The following is a 20,055-nucleotide window of genomic DNA, read 5'->3' as shown; positions in this document are numbered from 1 at the left end:
GCGTGGTCCAGGGCCGGGCGCGGACGCCGGCGTCGGTCTTCGTCTTCAAGGCAAGGCCCTCTCTCCGGGCCCTCGGCGATCGTCGCCGGCCCGCGACCGCGGCCTCTCGATGGGCTGGGAGGAGTCGTCCGTTTCCCCTCGTCGTGCTGCCCGATTTCCCCACGACCCGTTCCGTGAAGGTTGTATGAGACCGCGGTCCCCATTATAATCAAGAGACGGCGACGGCCTAGACGAATACATCCGGTCTAGGTTTCGTGCGATCCGTCACTCCTTGATCGATCCCGACTCAGTCGCCGGTCTTCCCTCCAGGCCGGACAGAGGAAATCCCACCCTATGGGCGAGCTTCACCACGAGTGCGGCGTAGCGGCGGTGTTCCATGCTCCGGGGGCCGCCGTCTCGCCGATGGCGCCGATTCCAGGCGACGCCAACAGCGTGGCGCGTCTTGTACCAAGAATGCTGCTGGATATGCAGAACCGCGGCCAGCTCGCCGCGGGGATGGCCAGCTATCGAGCCGACCGCAACGCGCTCATCAAGGTCCATAAGGAACTGGGGACCGTGGCCGAGGCCTTCCGCCTCAACCACAAGTCCGAGTTCGAGACGATCATGCAAGGGGTCGACGGCACGGTCGCCATCGGCCACGTCCGCTACGCCACCTGCGGCGGCGACGACCGCTACAATGCGCAGCCCTTCGAACGCGACCACGGCCGCCGGACCAAATGGTTCGCTTTCGCCTTCAATGGCCAGCTCGCCAACTACAAACAGCTCAAAGAAGAGCTGCTCTCCAAGGGCGACTACCACCTTAAGCGCGATACCGACACCGAAATCATCATGCACGCGCTGTCCTACGAGCTGCAAACGGAGGACGTCGACCCCGACTGGGTCGGCATCTTCCGCCGGCTCTCGGAGTGGTTCGACGGCGCATACAACATTGTTCTGGTCACAGCCCACGGCGAGTTGATCGTCGCCCGCGACCCGCTGGGCTTCCGGCCGCTCTGCATCGCCGAAAGCGGCCCGCTGTTCGCCGTCGCCAGCGAGAGCGTCCCCCTGGCCAACCTCGGCTTCCAGAAGATCCGCTCGCTGGAGCCCGGGACGATCGCCATCGCCAACGCCGAGGGCGTCCGGATCGAGCGCTACGCCCCCTCGCCCAAGCAGGCTCACTGCTTCTTCGAGTGGATCTACTTCGCCAACGTCGCCAGCACGCTCGACGACCGCTCGGTCTACCTCAGCCGAGCCGGGCTGGGCAAGGAACTGGCCCGGATGGAGACGGTGCCGCTGGACGAAGGGACCATCGTCGTCCCCGTCCCCGACACAGCCAAGGCCGCGGCGGATGCCATGGCCTTCTCGCTGGGCGTCCCCTCGGTCGAGGGCCTGATGCGCAACCGCTACGTCGGCCGAACCTTCATCGAAGGCACCGCCGACCGCGCCGCCAAGGCCCGCCTCAAGTACACACCCCTGCCCGAGGTTCTGGCCGGCAAGCGGGTCCTGCTCGTCGAGGACAGCATCGTCCGGTCGACGACCATGCGGGCCCTCGTCCGCGAGATCCGCGACCGCGGCCGCGCCCGCGAAATCCACCTTCGCGTCGCCTGCCCGCCGATCGTCGCCCCGTGCTATTACGGGATCGACATGTCCACCCGCGATGAGTTGTTCGCAACCCGGTTCGCCGAGATGGACGGCGAGCGCATCCTGCTCACCGAGGAAGCGCAGGACCAGATGGCCCGCGAGCTCGGCGCCGACAGTCTGCGCTACCTCCCCGTCGACGCCATCGCCCGCTCCGTCAGCCTGGCCCCCGACCGCCTCTGCCGGGCCTGCATCACCGGCCAGTACCCGACCGATACCGGCCGCGACCTCTACCAGATCGAGTGCAACCCCGAAGCCGCCGGCGCCAACGAACGCAGGCGGGCCTACGAGACGGCCGTCACGGCTTCCTGAAGCCGATAGCTCGACCGATATACCGGACGACCTTCGATGCGGTACTTCCGCTCGAAGTTCGTCAGGTAGTCGTGATCGTGCTCGGGATCGCCCAGCGCGGGCGGGTCGATCTCGGTGAAGCGGGTGTCGGCTCCGACGAGTTCACGGATCACGCCGAAGTATTCCTCGACGTCGGTGGCGACGTGCAGTTCGCCGCCGGGCGTCAGGGCTTTGGCGATCGAATCGACGAGCTTCTCGTTGAACACCCGGCGCTTGCGGTGGCGCTTCTTCCACCAGGGGTCGGGGAAGTAGACGTGGACCTCGCGCAGGCTGCCGGGGACGACGCGTTTGGCCATCAGGTGGCCGGCGTCTCCCGGCCAGAGCCGGACGTTCGACAGCCCCGCCTTCACGACTCGCTCCGCGGCGAGCCGGGCGTACTTCTTGGCGATCTCGATCCCGAAGAACCGGTGATCGGGACGGGCCTGCGCGGCGTTGGCCAGGAACAGGCCCTTGCCCGAGCCGATCTCCAGGACGACCGGCCCGTCGTCGCCGAAGAGGGCGTTCCAGCTCAGGGGGTCGTCGCCGGGGAAGGCCGCGGGGTCGAGGAAGACGGAGGAAACGTCGAGGTCGGCGCGGGGGCGTGTCATGGGGGTCGGGATCGCGGTCAGTTGGGTTAATCTTGCTGCGAAAGGTTGACCCCGATCATCCGGCCGTGGAAAACCATGTTGCCGTCGACGAAGCCCTGGACGTTGAAGATGGTCTGTCGACGATGGAGCCGCGTCGCATGGCCGACCAGCACAAGCCGGTCGCCCGGTTTCACCTGGCCGCGAAAGCGCACGTCTTCCATTCCGCCGAAGCCGACGAACCCCTCCTGGATCAGGTGGGTCGAAACGCAGTAGCAGCTTGCGAGCTGCGCCGCGGCCTCGCACATGAGAACGCCGGGGAGGAGCGGATAGCCGGGCATGTGGCCGCGGACCCAGAACTCGTCGGCCTCAACGTCCTTGTAGCCGATGATCAGCTTGTTCTCCTGATCGATCGAGACGATCGCCGTGAGCTGCTCCATCTCGAAGCGCTGAGGGTTGACCTGGCGGATCTGCTCAAGGTCGAGGAGGACCTTCGACGTATCAATCGTGGCAGGGTCCACCAGAGGCGCGGGAGGCATGCGCGGCAGTCCTTTCTCGACTCTCATTCTGACGTTCAGCGCGGCGTCGCCCCCCCGGCTGGGGGCCCGCGCGAGATCGCCGGCCGGTTGGAGGTCCATTGGGAGGCCCCTCCAAACCCCTCTGGCGTGATCGACCGTGGGCGTAGCGGTGGTCGGGAACCGTTCCGCTGCTATCATGACTCGCAGCGGACGGTTCGACAAGAGGTATCACCACCCACCGAGACGTCCTCAGCAGGCCGATCGGGGAGACCGCGAAGGATGGCGAACGTGGCCGGGCGCGTGCTGGGGACGATGATCGTTTACGGCTATCCGAAGCTCAGCCTCGACGCGGAGCTGGACCTGGCCGAGTGGATCGGCGCCGAGGTTCTGGAAATCCTCCCCCGTTGGAAAGAACTCCCCGATCCTCGGCTGTTGCGCCAGGCCGTCGCCGATCGCGGTCTCACCATCCACAGCGCCCACGGCTGCTGGGGAGGCGAGTCGATCCTCGCCCCGCGCGTCGACATGGGCTCGACGACCCAGGCCGTCCATGAAGCATCGGTCGACGACCTCCGCCGCTGCGTCGACTGGCTGGCGGAAGCTGGCGGAACGGTGCTGGTCGTCCACCCCGGCGGGTTTTCCGACCGCGCCGAATTCGACGCCCGCCGCGACGCCCTGGCCCAGGCTCTGTCCACTCTGGCCGACCACGCGGAGGGGACGGGAATCATCGTCGCCGTCGAAAACATGCCTCCCGGAGTCAACCCCGGCAGCCGCATGGCCGACCTGGCCGAACTCGTCCAGGAGTTGAATCGGAACGAGTTGGGCCTGACTCTCGACGTCGCCCACGCCCATATTGCGGCCGACGCCGCCTCGGAAACGCTCGCCGCCGGGCGGCTGCTGGCCTCAACGCACGTCCACGACAACGACGGCCGCCACGACTCCCACCATCCCCCCGGCCAGGGGACGATCGACTGGCCCTCCTGGTTCGCCGCCCTGGACGCGATCGGCTACACGGGGCCGATCGTCCTTGAATGCATCAAGAAGATCCGTGAGGACCGTTCCCGCTATCGTCGGGAGGTCCTCGCACCGTTCCTCGGTCCGTCTTCGCGATAAATTGGACGGATCGTAAGGGTCATTCGCGACAAGCCCTGAAACGCCTGTCGGATCGACGGATCAGGGGACGACCCAACGGGGGGCTCACGCCGATAAGAAGGTCTCGCAGGACCTGCGCGATGAGGTCGTCCCGAGGATACGGGCCGCACCTCGGCGGGGAGGATCTCTTCCGAAGGAGTCGGAGCATGACGCCGAAACTCAACCGCCGTCGGGCGCTGGAGACGGCGGCCGTCGCGGCGGGCGCCGCAGCGGCCGTGGCCGCCCAGGAACCCGTGGCGGCGGGCCCTGTGGAGTTAGGCCGTTACGCCCATCGCGACGGCGTCCGAGGCCGGATGACGGGCGCCCAGGCCGCCGCCGCCGCCATCCGCTGCGAGTGCACTCCGTGCGTCTTCGGCATCCCGGGGGCGCAGAACAATGAGTTCTGGGACGCCCTGAAGGCGTACGAAGTCCCCTACATGCTCGTCGCCCACGAGTTCTCGGCCAGCGTCATGGCCGACGCCTCGTCGCGAGCCACGGGCCGCACGGGGGTCTTCTCCGTCGTCCCCGGTCCCGGCCTCACCAACTGCCTGACCGGACTGGGCGAGGCGCTTTACGACAGCGTCCCCCTCGTCGCGGTCATCACCGACATCGACCGCTCGGCCGGAGCGCCGATCGGCCAGGTCCACGGCCTGGCCAATGAGGCTCTGCTGCGACCGGTCGTGAAAGCGACGTTCGTCGTCCGGCATCAGGCGGAGATCCCGGGAACCCTCTTCCACGCCTTCCGCCTGGCCCGTTCCGGAGAGCCGGGGCCGGTGGGGGTCGTCATCCCTTACCCCTTCTTCACCGAGGTCTGGGACTACGACCAGCCGCCGCCGCCGCCGATGCCCGTCCCGTTCGACGAGGGGGCCTATCAGCAGGTGGTCTGCCACCTTCGCGACCGGTCGAAGCGGATCGGGATCTATGCGGGGGCGGGCTGCATCGAGGCCGCGCCGTCGCTGGCGGCCGTCGCGGAGATGCTCCAGGCGCCGGTCGCCACCTCGGTCAGCGGCAAGGGGGTCATCCCCGACGGCCACCCCCTGGCCGTCGGCTGGGGATACGGCAAGCAAGGGACCCGCGCCGCGGAGAAGGCGTTCAAGGACGTCGACCTGGTGCTGGCTGTCGGCGTCCGTTACAGCGAGGTCTCCACGGCCAATTACGCGGTGCCGGAGATCCCCGTCGTCCACGTCGACATCAACCCGGACAACCTCGGCAAGAACGTCACAACGAGCCATTGCCTCGTCTCGGACTCTCGGGTCTTTCTCGATCGTCTGCTCGGCGAGGCCGGGACGCTGCGCCGCCCCCCCGATCCGGCGCTTTGGGGGCGAATTCAGAACCTCCGGAACGTCGACCGCTGCCTGGCGCGGACCCAGCAGATTAATGAGGCCGTCGACCCGATGTACTTCCTCAGCCAGCTCCGCTGCTCGCTGGGGCCGGAGGAGTTGATCTTCGTTGACGTCACGGCGTCCACGCACTGGGCGTCGGAGACGGTCGAGGTTCAGGGCGTGCGGCGATACTTCACCCCCAGCGACAACCAGAGCATGGGCTGGGCGATCCCAGCGGCGATCGGCGCCCAGCGCGTTCGGCCTGACCGCCAGGTCGTCTGCGTGACGGGGGACGGCTGCTTCCTGATGTCGGCGATGGAGATGTCGTCGGCCGCCCGACTGGGGCTGCCGGTCAAGTTCTTCGTCCTCGACGACGGTGCCTACCACTACATGCAGATGCTCCAGGAGCCGGTCTATCGCCGCACGACGGCCACCGAGATCGCCCGGATCGACTACGCGGCCTTCGCCGCCGCCGTGGGGGTCGGTTACAACCAGATCGCCTGCAACGCCGACGTGCCCGCCGGCCTCCAGCGGACGTTCGGCCTCGCCGGCCCGATCCTGACGCATGTGATCGTCAGCTACGAAGGCCGTGAGCTGCGATGGCTCAACGCCTTGCGGCGTAAGTACATCGGCGACATGACCAATCGCGAGCGGATCCGGCTGGCGGCGCGGGTCGGGGTTCGAGCGGTCACGCCCCGGGACGACAGCGATTGACCAGCCCGGTTGATCTTCCGCGTCCCGCGGGTTCGTCGTAAGATCCCCCCCGGTCGGGCCCGAGCGGGCGGATGGACTTCGCCCCGGATTCGACCACGGAGACGGATGGCTCGTGAACATGGACGTCCGCAGCGAACCGACGACCGAGGCCGTTGAAACCTTTCCCGCGGCCCCTGCTTCGCGTCCGTCCCGCGTCTGGCGGCGACGGTTCATCGAAGATCGGACGGAACTCACTCGATTCTGGCCGGTCGTCCAGAACATGGTCCAGACGGAGCTGCGGGTCCGCTATCAGCGCTCGGTCATGGGCTTCCTTTGGACGCTCATCAACCCGCTGCTGATGATGGCGGTCCTCTCCGTCGTGTTCTCGACCTTGATGCCCGTCGACTCCAGCGCCGGCGGCAGTTACACCCTGTATCTGCTGGCCGGGATGATCCCCTGGGGGATCATGGCCGGATCGGTCACCGAGTCCGCCGTCTGCATTATCCAGAACGAAGGACTCATCAAGAAGATCTACATCCCCAAGCTGGTCTTTCCGCTGGTCCGGGTGTTGATCAACCTGACGACGGGGATCTTCTCGCTCACCGCCCTGTTCCTGATCCTGATTCCGCTGGGCGCAAGGCCCTCGCCGGCGATGCTGTTCCTGCCGGTCGCGATCACCCTCATTTGCGCTTTCACGCTGGGACTCAGCCTGCTGGTGGCGACGGCCAACACGTTCTTCCGTGATTGCGGCCACCTGGTGGGGGTGTTCATTCAGGCCTGGTACTTCGCCACCCCGATCATCTACCCGGTCACTCGGTTCGAGAATCGCCAGTGGCTGTTCAAGCTCAACCCGGCCTACTATTTCATTGAGATTTTCCACGACGTTCTGTGCTACGGGCGTTGGCCGCAGCTCAGCATGGTGCTGGCCGCCGCCGCGCTCGCGTGCGTCAGTCTGGGGATCGGCTATGCCGCCTTCAAGTCCAACGAAGACAAAATGGTTTTCCGACTCTGAGGGCCGTGAATTGCGCAGGGACTCCGGGGACGACGCTTCGGCCGAACCGCTCGTCGAGCTTCGCGACGTCTCGCTGCGGTTCGTGAACTACTCGGACAGGATGTACACGCTCAAGCGAGCGGCCCTGGACCTGATCCTCCGCCGCGAGCGGATCGTGCCCAACTCCGCGTTCTGGGCGCTCCAGGGGATCAACCTGCGGATCCGCCACGGCGAGCGCATCGGCATCGTCGGCTCCAACGGCGCCGGCAAGAGCACGTTGCTCCGGATGCTGGCGAGGATCTACCCGCCGACCTCGGGGACGGTCGAGGTTCGCGGCCGGGTCGCGCCCTTGATCGAGATGGGCGCCGGGTTCAACTGGGAACTCACCGGGCACGACAACATCCTGCTCAACGGGGCGATGCTCGGCTTCACTCGGCAGCAGATGCTCGCGAAGATCGACGGCATTCACGAATTCACCGGTCTGCGCGAGTTCGCCGACAAGCCGCTGAAGTACTATTCCAGCGGCATGACCGCACGGCTGGCGTTCGCCGTGGCGACGGAGATCGATCCCGAGATCCTCCTCGTCGACGAGACGCTCGGCGTCGGCGACGCCGTCTTCCGCTCCAAGGCCAAGGAGCGGATCCGCGACCTGATGGGTCGGTCCCACGCCGTCGTCCTGGTCTCCCACGACCTGGGGACGGTCCGCGACCTCTGCGACCGCGCCGTCTGGCTCCAGAGAGGCCAGATCGTCGCGGACGGCCCGGTCCATGAGATCGTCAAGGCTTACGCCGAGTCCATGAAGACCGCGCCGGCCCCCCTCCCTCCGGACGCCGTGCCGGCCGGGGTCAGCGGCTGAGCGAGATCGACGCCCGGAACCGATTCAGGGCGTAGACGAAGCAGCCCGCGCCGATGAGGGCGACCATCAGGAAGTTCGGCCAGACGGCCTCAATCCCTGCGCCCCGGTAGATGATCGCCTGCGAGAAGCTGACGAAGTGCCGCGACGGCAGGAAGAACGTCAGCTTCTGCAGCGCGGGCGGCTGGCTCTCGATGGGGGTCTGTCCCCCCGACAGCAACTGGAGCACGATCAGCAGCAGGATGATCAGGAGCGCGAACTGGGCCATCGTGCGCGCGATGGTCCCCAGGAAAACGCCCAGCGCCGTCGCGAAGAAGAGGTAGAGCACGACCCCCGTCATGAACAGCCAGGGCGAGCCCGCCACGGGCACCTGGAGGATCAACCGGACGATCAGGATCAGCGAGGCCGTCACCGCAACCAGAATCACCAGGGCGTTGGCCCAGATCTTGGCCATGGCGATCTCGAAGGCCGTCAGCGGCATCACCAGCAGGTGTTCGATCGTCCCGTGCTCGCGTTCTCGGATCAGAGCCGCGCCGGTGAGGACCGTCGTCAACAGCGTGATCTGGTTGATCAGGGCGACGATGCTGTTGAACCAGGAGGTGTCGCCGTTGGGGTTGAATTCCCGCCGAGTCACCAATCGGACGGGATAGCGGAAGTTCGGGTCGGAACGGCTCAGGAACTCGCTCACCTGATCGGTGATGATGTTCTGGATATAGCCGGCGCCGATGCTCGCCTGGAGCATCGCCGTGGCGTCGATGTTCACCATGATCTCCGCCGACCGCCCCGCGCGAAGGCGCTGCTCATACTGCGGCGGGATATCGACGACGAACATCAGCCGGCCGGAGTCCATGGCGTCGTCGACCTCGTCCGCCCTGATGAGCACCGGCTTCTTGAACCGAGGCGGGTAGAAGGCCTCGACGATCTTGCCCGAAAGGCTCGAGCCGTCCTCGTCGACGAAGCCGATCGAGGCGTTGTTGATCTCGGACGAGGTCCCCGTCGCCTGGGTGTAGATCGCCGACGTGAAGGCGTAGACGACGAACAGCACCATCACGGTGTCGCTGCGAAGGCTGCGAAGCTCCTTCACGCCCAGCCAGAAGATGTTGACGAGCGATTCCACGGCGCTTCAAACCTCCTGGGGCCGCAGCAGCGCCACGGCTGTGAACAAGAGGATCGGCACGAAGACCGCGAGGATCGCCGCATCCTGCATGAGCAAGCGCGAGCCGAGGGCCTTGGTGAAGGCCCCGACGCTGGCGTGCATGTAATAGGTCGTCGGCCAGAGCGTCCCCGCCACCCGCGCTCCGCCGATCAAGGTCGACACCGGCTGGAGCATTCCCGAGAACTGCGTGGTCGGGACCATCGTCACGATCGTTGTGACGAAGACCGCGGCAACCTGCGACCCGGTGATCCCCGAGATCAAGAGCCCCAAAGACGTCGTCGCCGTGACGTAGAAGAGAGCGCAGATGAAGAGCATCAGCGCGTTCCCCTTGATCGGCACCTTGAAGACGAACAGGGCCACCAGCGTCAGCAACACGAAGTTGATCATCCCGATCGCGATGTACGGCAGTTGCTTGCCGACCAGAAAGTCTATCCGCGTGGCCGGCGAGACGTAGAAGTTGACGATCGAGCCCAGCTCCTTCTCACGCGCGACGCTGACGGCCATGAGGATGGCGGGGATCAGGATCATGAGGATCGGCGGCACGCTGGGGACAATGGCGTAGACGCTCTCGAACGAGGGGTTGTAGCGGAACCGAGGCTGAATGGTGGAGGAGACGGCCGTCGTCTTGCCGGCGAACTGAGACTGGAAGACCTCCTCCATGTGCGTCATGTAAACGCCCTGGGCGTACTGCTGGATCGTCTCGGCTCGGAACGGACTGGCGCCATCGATCGCCGCGTGAACTTCGGGCGACTGGCCTTTGAGCACCTCGCGGCCGAAGTTGGGCGGGATCTCCAAAATCAGCGAGACGTCGTTGGCCTTCAGCCGCTCCTCGCCGGACTCCGGCGACTGGATGGGCGGCCGTTCCAGGAACCAGCGTTTCGACGCGGGATAGGCGGCGTCGAGCGAGCGGCTCTCGGGGGACCGGTCCTGGTCGAAGGAGGCATAGCGGATGTTCTCGACGTCCGTCGTGATCCCATAGCCGAAGACGAGCATCAGCAGTACCGACCCCACGAACGCAAAGGCCAGGCGGACGGGGTCGCGGAGAATCTCCAACGTCTCGCGGCGGGCGAACGCGGAGATTCGACCAAGGCTGAAGTATTCGCCGCCGGCCTCGGTCGAAGCACGGGCCGAGGGCGACGACATCGCCGTCCGGAGCGCCTCGCGGGCCTTCTCGTCCTTTCCGGCCTCCGAGCCCGCGCCGATGGCGTCTTCGATGTAGCCGATGAAGGCCGTCTCCAGGTCTGGCGCCTTGCGGGCCTCGATGAGCGTCTGGGGGGCGTCGCAGGCGAGCACCCGGCCGGAGTGCATGAGCGAGATCCGGTCGCACCGGAGGGCCTCGTTCATGAAGTGGGTCGTCACGAAGATGGTGATCGCCTCGTTCCGCGACAGCTCGATGAGCAGCTCCCAGAACTCGTCGCGGGCCACCGGGTCGACGCCCGACGTGGGCTCGTCGAGGATCAGGATCTCCGGGTTGTGAATCACGGCGACCGCCAGCGAAAGCCTCTGGCGAAGGCCCAGGGGCAGCGCTTCGGCCCCGTGGTCGAGGTACTTCCGCAGGCCGAAACGATCGACGAGCTCGTCGATCCGGCCGGCCATCTTGTCGGGCGGGAGGTGGAACAATCGGGCGTGGAGCCAGAGGTTCTGATCGACGGTCAGCTCGCCGTAGAGCGAGAACGCCTGAGACATGTAGCCGACGCGTTTGCGGACCTCGACGCTCCCCGCCTCCACCTTCTCGCCGAACAGCAGCGCCTCGCCCGACGTCGCCGGCAGCAGACCGGTGAGCATCTTCATGGTGGTCGACTTGCCGCAGCCGTTCGAGCCCAGGAAGCCGAAGATCTCGCCCCGAGGGATCGTGAAGCTGACGTCGTCGACGGCCGTGAAATCGCCGAACTTCTTCGTCAAATGCTGCGCGACGATCGCCGGGCCCCCCTCGACGTCCTTCCGGGGCGGTATCACCAGCTTCTTGCGGTCGCCTCCGCGAGCCTCCTCGGGGAGCATGGCGACGAACGCCTCTTCCAGATCGGCGGAGTTGGTGCGTTTCAGAACGTCGGCGACGGTCCCCGACCCCAGGATCTTGCCGGCGTTCATGGCCATAAGCCAATCGAACTGCTGGGCCTCGTCCATGTAGGCGGTGGAGACCAGCACGCTCATGCCGGGGCGAGATTCGCGGATCGTGTCGATGAGCGTCCAGAACTGGCGACGCGAGAGCGGGTCGACGCCCGTCGTCGGCTCGTCGAGGATCAGCAGGTCAGGGTCATGAATCAGCGCCCCGCAGAGGCTCACCTTCTGCTTCATGCCGCCGGAGAGCTTGCCCGCCGGTCGATTCGGGAAAGGACCGAGGCCGGTCGCTTCCAGGAGTGCGGGGATGCGGACCTTGCGCTCGGCGGCCGAGAGACCGAACAGCCGGGCGAAGAAGTCGATGTTCTCGTAGACGCTCAGTTCGGGGTACAGGTTCTTGCCGAGCCCCTGGGGCATGTAGGCGATCCGCGTGCAGACGGCGCGACGATGCTTCTCGTCGGCGATGTCGCCGCCGAGGACCAGCACCTTCCCCCCCTGCACTTTCCGCGAGCCCGCGATCAGACCCATCAGCGTCGACTTGCCGACGCCGTCGGGCCCGATGAGCCCGATCATGCAGCCCGACGGGAACTCGGCCGTCACGCCGTCGAGCGCGTGCGAGGACCTGTCATAGGCGTGGACGACGGACTCGACCGTCGCGACGGGTGCTCCACCGGTCGCCATGCTCCGCCCCCTGCTCCGGGCCTCAGTTCGACGGTTTCGCGGCCGCCGCCGGCTGCGCTGGGGGTGTTTCGACCTTGGGCGTCGACACGGGCTCGCCCTTGGGCGCCTCGGCCGGGGCGGGCTTGGCGGCCTCGTCCTTCTTGGCGTCATCGTGGGGCTTCGCCGGTTCCGCGGCCTTCTCAGCCGGCTTCGCCGACGTCGGCGTCGGGGTCAGAGGCGGAAGGCGGACTTCGAGGTTCGCCGGCCAGGGTGTATTCGGGTCGATCCTCACATAGCCCACGCCCCGCACTCCGGTCTTGATCCGCTCGATTCGGGGAATCAGGATCTCATCGGGGACCTTGAGTTTGACCCGAAACATCAGCTTGTCACGTTCGGAGCGGGTCTCAACCTGCTTGGGCGTGAACTGGGCCTCGGGCGAGATGAACGTGACCTTCGCCGGCGCGGCGAAGTCCTTCATCACGTCGAGCTGGATCCGGGCCTCGGCGCCGATGTCGATTCGGGCGGCCTCCTGCGAGGGGAGGTAGATCTCCATGTAGACGTCGTCCAGATTGACGAGCGTCAGCACCTTGCCGCCGGCGCCGAGAACCTCGCGTTCCTCGGCCAGCCGGTAGAGGACGCGGCCCGTCACCGGCGAGACCAGCGTCGAGTCGACGATCTTGGCCTGGGTGTTCTGGACGTCGGCCGTCGCGGCCTCGATCGACCGCGTATTGGCGAGGAGTTGGGCCTTGATCGAGTCGAGCTGAGCCCTGGCCATGTCGAGCTTCGTCTGCGTCTGCTCCATCTCCTCGCGCGAGATGAAGCGGCGGCTGAACAGCTCGCGATCGCGGATGTACTGCTGGTCCTGGTAGCGGACGGCCGCCTCGCGAGTGACGACGTCGGCCTTGATCTTGGCCTCGGTCTCGTTCCCCTCGGCGATCTTGGCCTTGCCGCTGGCGAGTTGGGCGTCCAGCTCCGAGGTGTCGATCTGCGCGAGTACCTGACCAGGACGGACGAGATCCCCCTCGTGGACGAAGATCCGGATCACTCGCCCCGGATACTTGGCGGCGACGTCCACCTGGACCGATTCGATCCGCCCATTGCCGGACACAATGCCGGGGGGCAGCTTCGCCCGCTGGACCGAGTCGTAATACACCAATCCCGCGAGCAACGCGGCGGCCGCGACCGCCGCGATCGCGGCCCACTTCAAGATCTGCTTGAGCATGGACGTGCTTCCGCCCTCGGAATTCATGACGACGAGGCAACCAGCGTCGCCCGAATCGGCATCGATTTCAAGGCTCATCCCCTCGCAAAGCCGAACCGATTCCTCACCGCGCTTCGACGACGATATAGAACGCGTCCTTCGGCAACTTGAGCGTGAAGGTCCCGCCGGAGGCTTCCGTCGGGAGCGCCGGGCCCCGGTTCCCGTTGACGTCGAGTTGGGTCGCGGCCGCCAGCGCGGGGTTGGCGATCCGCAGCGTGGCGTCGGCGTCCTTGATCGCCCAGGGCATCTTGCCCGTGGAGACGATCTCCTTCCCCTGGATCAACCGCTTGCCGTCGTCCGCCAGGAACGTCGCCGCGCGGTCAGCCCAGCCGGTCGGCCTGGCAAGCGTCCCTACCTGGACGAGAACTCGCCGACTCTCCTTGATCGGCAGACCGTCCAGCGACGCCAGAACGATCGTCGCGTATTCGTCGCTCGATTCGATCGTCACGTCCTGGAATTTGATCGGCGAGACCGACTTCAGGAATCCGGAGGCCCCCTGCGCCTGGGGAGCGTCGATCTTGCAGACCCCCTTGCCGTAGGCCCAGGCGATCTCGCCGCTCGTTGACCGCACGACTCTCCTGTCGTGGTCGATCAGCTTCCCAAGGTCGGCCGCCTTCGTTTTCGAGGGGTCCGAGTCATAGACGACCTTCACCGGCCCGGCGAGGAACGCGAGCGGGTCGACCGAGCCCGCGACCGACGACCGCCGCGCGGCGTCCCCCTTGTCGCGGTTGGGATCGTAGCTCGGATCCTCGGAGATCAGCGGGACGGCTCGTCCCCAGAGCTGCGCGGGCGAGCGATGCTCGACCACCACCGGCTCACCCTGTTTGAGGTAGCCCCGACGGTAGATCAGGGCGGAGGCTGGGAACTGGCCCAGGACCATCGGCGTGGCGATCGCCCATTTCTGCCGCGAGGCCGCGTCCCACTCTGCGCGATCGGTGTTCGACCATTCCGTCTCGCTGGTTCCGAACCAGTAGAAGGCGTCCACCCCGGTCAGCGACTGCATCGCCGCCACGAGGAACGGCCCCTCCGACTGATACCCCAGCGGCGGCACCCAGTGGCTCTCCGTGACCATCATCGGATGGCCGGCGACCTGCTTGATGTTCAGCGGCAGAGCGCGGGGATCGACGAGCGCGGAAACGTCCACGAAGCGGTCCCCCTTGTCGATCCGCCAGCCGCGATCGGGGCCGATGTGGACGGGGCTGTAGTAGTTGTTGACGGCGATGACCTCGTTGGCCGTGTAACTCCAGCGCTCGACGTCGTTGAGCAGGGTCGTGTCGGCCGTCTTCCAGTTGCCGGCGTTGACGAGCTGATTGCAGCCAAGTTCCTCGCGGAGGTATTTCGCGGTCTCCTCGTTGAACTTGTGCATCGTCTCGGCGAAGAACTGAAGCTGATCGTCGAGCCGCTTCTTCTTGCCCCCCTGACGCGGCTGGGTCCACTCCCAGACGATGTGGATGCCGACGACCCCGCGGGCGAAGTCGTCCTCCTTCATCGAGTCGCCTCCCCAGGCCTTGGACGCCGCCGCAATCGAGCCGTACTTCTTCGCCAGCCACTGGCCAAACTGCTCGCCGAGGACCTGAAGCTGCCTCCCCTTCACGCTCTGCATGGTCCAGAACAGCATGCTGTCTTCGTTCTGAAGCTGGATGATCGCCAGCGCGGGGTCCTTGGCGAGCGGGATCCCCGTGTAGGGGTTGGGGGGCGTCAGCAAGGCCTTGAGCCAGGCGCGATAGCCCTCCTGAAACCTTGGGTTGAAGAACAGCAAGCCCTCGGCGCCTTGGTTCTCCGGCCAGCCTTCGATCCCCCAACTCGTCGGGATGTGCTTGAGGGCTGAGGCCCAGTAGGGGCTGAGGGTCGTATAAATCCCCTCCTTCTTCATCGCCGCCACAAGCTTCCAGGCCTCTTCGATCGTCTTCGGATCGGCGTCGGTGAGCTTGGCGTCCTTCGCCTTGGGTTCAAGGGCCCCGTGGAGCCGAACCATGTTCACGCCCCGCTTGGCGAGGAAGCGAGCGTGGTGAGCCAGATCCTCGGCCGACCGATCGCGCTGAACGTACGTGGTCACGGCCCAGAACCGCACGGGCTTGCCGTCGCCCAGGACGAACGACTCGCCGTCTGGGGCCAGCTTCACGAAGCCGCTCTCGCCGGCGACCTTCTCATTCAGCCCTCGGAGGTCGAGCACGGCGTCGGCTCGGAACGTGTCGCGCTCGGGGAGAAACGGCCACATCCCGGGCTCGACCGTGGGAGCCGCGACCTTGCCCGGCCGGGCCGTCCCGTTGGGCGAGAATGGCTCGGTCGTCAGGACGAAGGCGTCCATCGCGCCGTGGTGGTGGTTCTCGCTGCTCATCTTGAAGGCGATTGAGACGACGCCCTTCTTCAGATCCAGTTCGCCGGCCTTCTTCCAGCCGATGAACCTCAGATCCGGCTTGCCGTCACCCGCCACGTTCACCGAGTCGAGCACGTCCGTCGCCAGGTCGATCGGCGTCCAGGCCCCCTTATCGACCCGATACGACAGCTTCGCCTGCACCGGGTTGGCCCGGACCCAGAACGCATACCGACCCGCCGCCGGAACCTGGATGGAATACTCCAGCTCCCCGTCCTTGTCATCCGACCAGTTCGAGATCCAATCCCCTCCCGAAAGTTGGTCCTTCTTGACCTGGTCATACCACCAGGGATGCCGGCTCACCGTCGCCCGTTCGGGCTTCTCCGCTTCCACCCAGATCGTCTGCCCGTGGACGTCCGCCCTCAGGAACAGCCAGCTCAGCCCAAGTAGACCGACACCGACGGTCAGACGCGTCGCGTTCATCGAAACAGCCTCCGAGAGAGGATCGAAGAGCCGGAGCGCGAACGCCCCTCCTATTGAATCTCTAGCTTACTCTCGACGCCTCGAGGTCCCAGGGCCCGCCGATCTCGGCTCCAGGAATTCGCAGCCGTCAGAAGTATGGAGAATGGATTGCCGCGGAATCACGTCCGTCGTTTCCCGCCAGGCCTTTGGACCTCTGGAGATCCAGCAGGATCCGACCCGATTTGACGAATTCCGACACAACCGTCATCAACAGGAGGCCAGTGGATTCGACAGCAGGCCGCAAGGCCGCGTGAAGGCGTTCGGAAGAAATCATCATGATTCCCATTACTGAACTGCTTCGTTCGCGCGGTTCGCGCCAGATAAGCGATTAGTTCAGAGATCCGGATGTTCTCGTTTTTTGGGGGGTACCGAGTGTTGATAGCCGCGAGGACTCGAATAGAAATCTAAAACCAACCTCGCCGCATTATCAAGTTTTTATCTTGATGTTTCGCCCACGAACGTGTCTAAATACACTCCGATTTCGCACAAAGCCGACAAGAGTTCGATCACGTCGGCCGAGGCAAGGACGGCCAACTTTGATTCGGGCGAGCGATTTGCCAAAAGGCACAAAATACAAACCATCAAATCAACACGTTTTTATCATCGTTATCTATTTATTCACATCCTATCGATCGTGCGACATGGTCAGCTCCAGCTTCTGCAAATCAGTTGATCCTAAGACGCGAGAGGCCGCGCCCCCTCTCTCTAATCGAAACGCGTGAGCGGCCGCGAGGAGGCTCTAGTGTGGCTCGCAGCGATCTGTCTTCAGGGTATCGCCCACGCCGTAAGCCCGGTCGACTCGATGATCTAGGTAGTCGCAGCAATTGATAGTTCGTCACACCTCTGATGAACGATCGACTGGCACGCATCAGCGATCGCTCCAGGGCTCCGTCTGACTCGGCGAGATGGCCTGACATCATGGCTTCGAGTTCATCGAGATCTCTGGAGGGCGAGGCGTGGCTCCGAGAAGACGTCGTCGCCCTGATTCCGTCAAACCGCCGAGCCTGCTTCGGGTCCGTCACGCGTCGGCACGCATTGATTACCGTGTCCCTCCGGCCGCGTTCTCGCCGAAAGGTCTGCCGCGCCGGGGTATTCACCTCCCCACGACCAACGAGCATGAACATGAAATACGACCGATTCGCGCCCCCTGCGTTTCTCGACGACTTCACGACTCAGGCGCAGCTCGACGCCTGGCATGACGCAGTCGCGAGCTACTTCGAAGAAGGTATCGCCTTCAACCAAGGCTTCGACGGCGTGACGAGCCAGTTCTATGACCCAACCAAAACGGAGACCACCGAGCCGTTCGAGGAGCCCGTCATCGACTGGCCGGGATTCCCCAAGTTGGTCCGCTCTCAATTTCCTACGGCCGTCCAGGCGTGGAAGGCCGTCGACACAGCACCCAACGGCCGCCTGCTCGAAGACGAGTATCTCGAGTGGCACGTCATCCGCGACCCGGCGGGCAAGATCACCCGGGTGAGCTTCACGTGTGAGACGACCCAGTATTTCGCCTTCCTCGCGACAACGGATCCCGCCAGACTGCTGGAGGTCTATAAGGATCTGGTCGACCCTGCCCACAAGGACGAAGTCGCCCTATCGGATCTGGTCGTAGGTGGCGCTTATCGTCCACGAAACAAGTGGAACACGACCCACGGCGCTGTGCACTTGATCCAACCGAACAACAACCTGTACGCCGAGGTGCAGATCGCCGCTCAGGCGTGCATCCTTCGCAAGCGCGACGACGGCACGCCGATCACGGAGAGCAACGAACTGATCCGCTGCTCCGGCTATGGCGAGCCGGGGCGGTCCAGCGACCCGAAGATCGGCGCGATCGTCAACGACAAGGCCCGTCAGGGGGCCGCCATCTCTCTACGCAATCCGGTCGCCCTGTACATGACGAATTGGAAGAATGCGGGAGGCTGGAAGAAGCCAGACGGCTCGCCTGTGGGAAATTACTGGAGGCTGGTCAGGGGTAAGCCGGCGGCTTCGCCTACCGATTCCGCCATGGGCCTGCACTTGGTCTACGAGGTGCCGCCCGCCGAGGGGTTCGTTGTGGGAGATATCCGCGTCGGCAACCGAACCATCGAATACGTCGGCGAGATCGCCGAGCAGATCAGCGTCGGCCTGTACGCCCTCGTCTCTGGCGAAGGGACATTCGCCAACCCCTCGTTCGAGTGCGGTCTGTTCCCGGCCGTCTTCGGGCCGGCGATGGCAGCCGCGCCCACCGTCGAACAAGCCGACACGGGCAAAGTCCTTCGCGGAGCCAAGGTGCCTGACTACGACTGATCGTCGACGACCGAACTCCTCGGCCTCATCCAGGAACTTAACGGCATGGACATTCAGGAAGAGACGCTCGAGGCCGAGGAGATCCAGGGCAATATCCTGGGGGGCTTCAACAAGGACTTCCAGGCGTTTCTATTTCTGCGACTGCCTGCCACCCCCCCCGGAGTGGCGTCAGTCCGACCCTGGCTCCGGCAGCTTGCTCCTCAGGTCAGCACTCTGGCGGAGGTTGCCCACTTCAACGGGCTCTATAAGTCGATGCGCCGTAGGCTCGGCTTCGAGCCTAAGGGCCTGGTTGCTACGTGGATGAACTTGGCGTTCTCGGCGGCTGCCCTGCGGTCCTTGACGAGCCCGGCGGAGGTCGAGCAGTTCGCCGACCAGCACTTCAAGGATGGGCTGCAAACCCGATCCGGCGACCTCGGGGATCCGACCGACGCAGCCGCCGAGGGGCACCCAGACCGCTGGGTCGTCGGCGGGCCCGGCCTCGAAGCCGATATGCTGATCATCGTCGCCAGTGATAGCCCAGACCTACTCGCCAGCCGCCTTGATGAGTTGAAGTCGACAATGCCGTCCTCGATCGAGATCCTCTGGGAGCAACCGGGGCAGACGCTCGAGTCCCCCCTGGTCGGTCACGAGCACTTCGGATTCAACGACGGCGTGTCACAGCCAGGGATTCGGGGGTTGCTCCAGACAATCCCTCCCGTGCCTCTCACGCCTCGGTTGATCGATCCCCAGCAATCACCTCAGCCGGATCCCAGGCAGCCGGAATACGCCGCTCCAGGCCGGCCGCTCATCTGGCCCGGCCAGTTCGTGTTCGGATACCGTCGCCAGAGCATCGACGATCCGCGTAAGCCGCCAGCTGCGCTCGTTCCCGACCCCACCAATCCACCCGCCGACCCGTTCGCCCTCGCGGACGCCTGCCCCGCCTGGGCGCGAAACGGTTCGTTCCTGGTACTAAGGCGACTGCGGCAGGACGTCCCGGCCTTCCGGGCGTTCGTGAGGGCGGCGGCAGCGACTCTGGCTGGAACGCCGGGGTTCAGCGGGATGACGGCGACTCGATTCGCATCCATGTGCGTCGGCCGATGGCCGAGCGGCTCTCCGATCATGAGGTCCCCGACCACCGAGAATCTCGCACTCGCCGCCGACCCGCACGCAGACAACTACTTCCAGTTCGTCAGGGATTCGCCTCCTCCACTGGTCCTGTCGCCCGACTTGGGATACGCGGGCGATACCTTCCCGCTCTCCCGGCTCGACGACAAGGGCGTTATTTGCCCATTCTCAGCGCACATCCGTAAAGTGAACCCCCGGGACACGATCACCGAGCAAGGCAGCTTCGTCGACACGCTCACTCGACTTGTGCTGCGGCGTGGCATCCCGTACGGACCGGCTTATCCCGGAGATCTGGATAGGGACGATCCGTCGCCTCACCCGGAACTCGCGGCCGTGGACCGGGGACTCATCTTCGTTTGCTATCAGACATCGATTGAAGAACAGTTCGCGTTTCTCCAAACCTCCTGGGCCAACGACACCAAGCATCCGAACGGCCAGGGGGGACACGACCCGATCATCGGCCAGGACCGGTCGGCGGGCGGGGCCCGTTTCCTCCGGGTGCGTGCCGCAGACCAGCCTAGCCAGACGGTAAGCGTCCCGACCGACTGGGTTATCCCAACCGGCGGCGGCTACTTCTTCTCGCCGTCGATATCAACGCTTGTTAATGTGCTAGGAGCGGTTTCGTAGAGTCTACGGCGGGCGCGACGATTAGAGCGATTTT

13 protein-coding genes are annotated in these 20,055 nt (G+C 65.3%); 7 read left to right on the top strand and 6 right to left on the bottom strand.

The features are described 5' to 3' along the window. The first annotated feature begins 333 nt into the window (after window positions 1–333). Window positions 334–1,929, top strand: coding sequence for an amidophosphoribosyltransferase (locus G5C50_RS27475; RefSeq protein ID WP_165074207.1), 1,596 nt, complete (start codon window positions 334–336; stop codon window positions 1,927–1,929). On the opposite strand, the gene trmB is transcribed toward G5C50_RS27475, so the two are convergent. Next, window positions 1,902–2,555: a tRNA (guanosine(46)-N7)-methyltransferase TrmB gene (gene trmB, locus G5C50_RS27470; protein ID WP_165074205.1), complete on the bottom strand. Its 654-nt coding sequence runs from the start codon at window positions 2,553–2,555 to the stop codon at window positions 1,902–1,904. The genes G5C50_RS27475 and trmB overlap by 28 nt on opposite strands. Window positions 2,556–2,581: 26 nt before the next feature. Continuing rightward, window positions 2,582–3,169: a 3-hydroxyacyl-ACP dehydratase FabZ family protein gene (locus G5C50_RS27465; RefSeq protein WP_240907395.1), complete on the bottom strand. Its 588-nt coding sequence runs from the start codon at window positions 3,167–3,169 to the stop codon at window positions 2,582–2,584. Window positions 3,170–3,328: 159 nt separating this feature from the next. Between G5C50_RS27465 and G5C50_RS27460 the strand changes: the two genes are divergently transcribed. The 4 genes from G5C50_RS27460 (at window position 3,329) to G5C50_RS27445 (ending at window position 8,039) form a co-directional block, all read left to right on the top strand. Further along, complete coding sequence (locus G5C50_RS27460; protein WP_240907394.1) at window positions 3,329–4,159, top strand: sugar phosphate isomerase/epimerase family protein; 831 nt, start codon at window positions 3,329–3,331, stop codon at window positions 4,157–4,159. Window positions 4,160–4,344: 185 nt separating this feature from the next. Then, the gene (locus G5C50_RS27455; protein WP_165074202.1) at window positions 4,345–6,213 is read left to right on the top strand and encodes a thiamine pyrophosphate-binding protein; all 1,869 of its coding nucleotides are present in this window, start codon (window positions 4,345–4,347) and stop codon (window positions 6,211–6,213) included. Window positions 6,214–6,331: 118 nt separating this feature from the next. After that, on the top strand, window positions 6,332–7,204 hold the full coding sequence (locus G5C50_RS27450) for an ABC transporter permease (protein WP_165074283.1): 873 nt from the start codon (window positions 6,332–6,334) through the stop codon (window positions 7,202–7,204). Between the two features lie 10 nt (window positions 7,205–7,214). Beyond that, a complete protein-coding gene (locus tag G5C50_RS27445) occupies window positions 7,215–8,039 on the top strand; it encodes an ABC transporter ATP-binding protein (RefSeq protein ID WP_240907393.1) in 825 nt (274 codons plus the stop codon). On the opposite strand, the gene G5C50_RS27440 is transcribed toward G5C50_RS27445, so the two are convergent. The 4 genes from G5C50_RS27440 to G5C50_RS27425 all read right to left on the bottom strand — a co-directional run bounded on the left by G5C50_RS27440 (window position 8,029) and on the right by G5C50_RS27425 (window position 15,968). Then, a complete protein-coding gene (locus G5C50_RS27440; RefSeq protein WP_165074198.1) occupies window positions 8,029–9,153 on the bottom strand; it encodes an ABC transporter permease in 1,125 nt (374 codons plus the stop codon). The two genes, G5C50_RS27445 and G5C50_RS27440, sit on opposite strands and share 11 nt — an antisense overlap. A 6-nt stretch (window positions 9,154–9,159) precedes the next feature. Further along, a complete protein-coding gene (rbbA, locus tag G5C50_RS27435) occupies window positions 9,160–11,931 on the bottom strand; it encodes a ribosome-associated ATPase/putative transporter RbbA (protein ID WP_165074196.1) in 2,772 nt (923 codons plus the stop codon). A 22-nt stretch (window positions 11,932–11,953) separates the two neighbouring features. Further along, window positions 11,954–13,132 (bottom strand): HlyD family secretion protein, encoded by a 1,179-nt coding sequence (locus tag G5C50_RS27430; RefSeq protein WP_165074194.1) that lies wholly within the window; start codon window positions 13,130–13,132, stop codon window positions 11,954–11,956. Window positions 13,133–13,235: 103 nt separating this feature from the next. Continuing rightward, entirely contained in the window at window positions 13,236–15,968 is a 2,733-nt protein-coding gene (locus G5C50_RS27425; RefSeq protein ID WP_165074192.1) for a hypothetical protein, read from the bottom strand. A gap of 1,161 nt (window positions 15,969–17,129) precedes the next feature. Here G5C50_RS27425 and G5C50_RS27420 point away from each other — a divergent pair. Together G5C50_RS27420 and G5C50_RS27415 are read left to right on the top strand one after the other, a co-directional pair. Beyond that, window positions 17,130–18,290, top strand: coding sequence for a hypothetical protein (locus G5C50_RS27420; RefSeq protein ID WP_165074190.1), 1,161 nt, complete (start codon window positions 17,130–17,132; stop codon window positions 18,288–18,290). A gap of 45 nt (window positions 18,291–18,335) precedes the next feature. Next, window positions 18,336–20,021: a Dyp-type peroxidase gene (locus G5C50_RS27415; protein WP_165074188.1), complete on the top strand. Its 1,686-nt coding sequence runs from the start codon at window positions 18,336–18,338 to the stop codon at window positions 20,019–20,021. Window positions 20,022–20,055: the final 34 nt, after the last annotated feature.

Origin of the sequence: Paludisphaera rhizosphaerae (assembly GCF_011065895.1) — a bacterium.
GTDB classification, from domain to species: domain Bacteria; phylum Planctomycetota; class Planctomycetia; order Isosphaerales; family Isosphaeraceae; genus Paludisphaera; species Paludisphaera rhizosphaerae.
The sequence above is the reverse complement of the archived record's forward strand: the minus strand, read 5'-3'. Positions and strand labels throughout refer to the sequence as shown.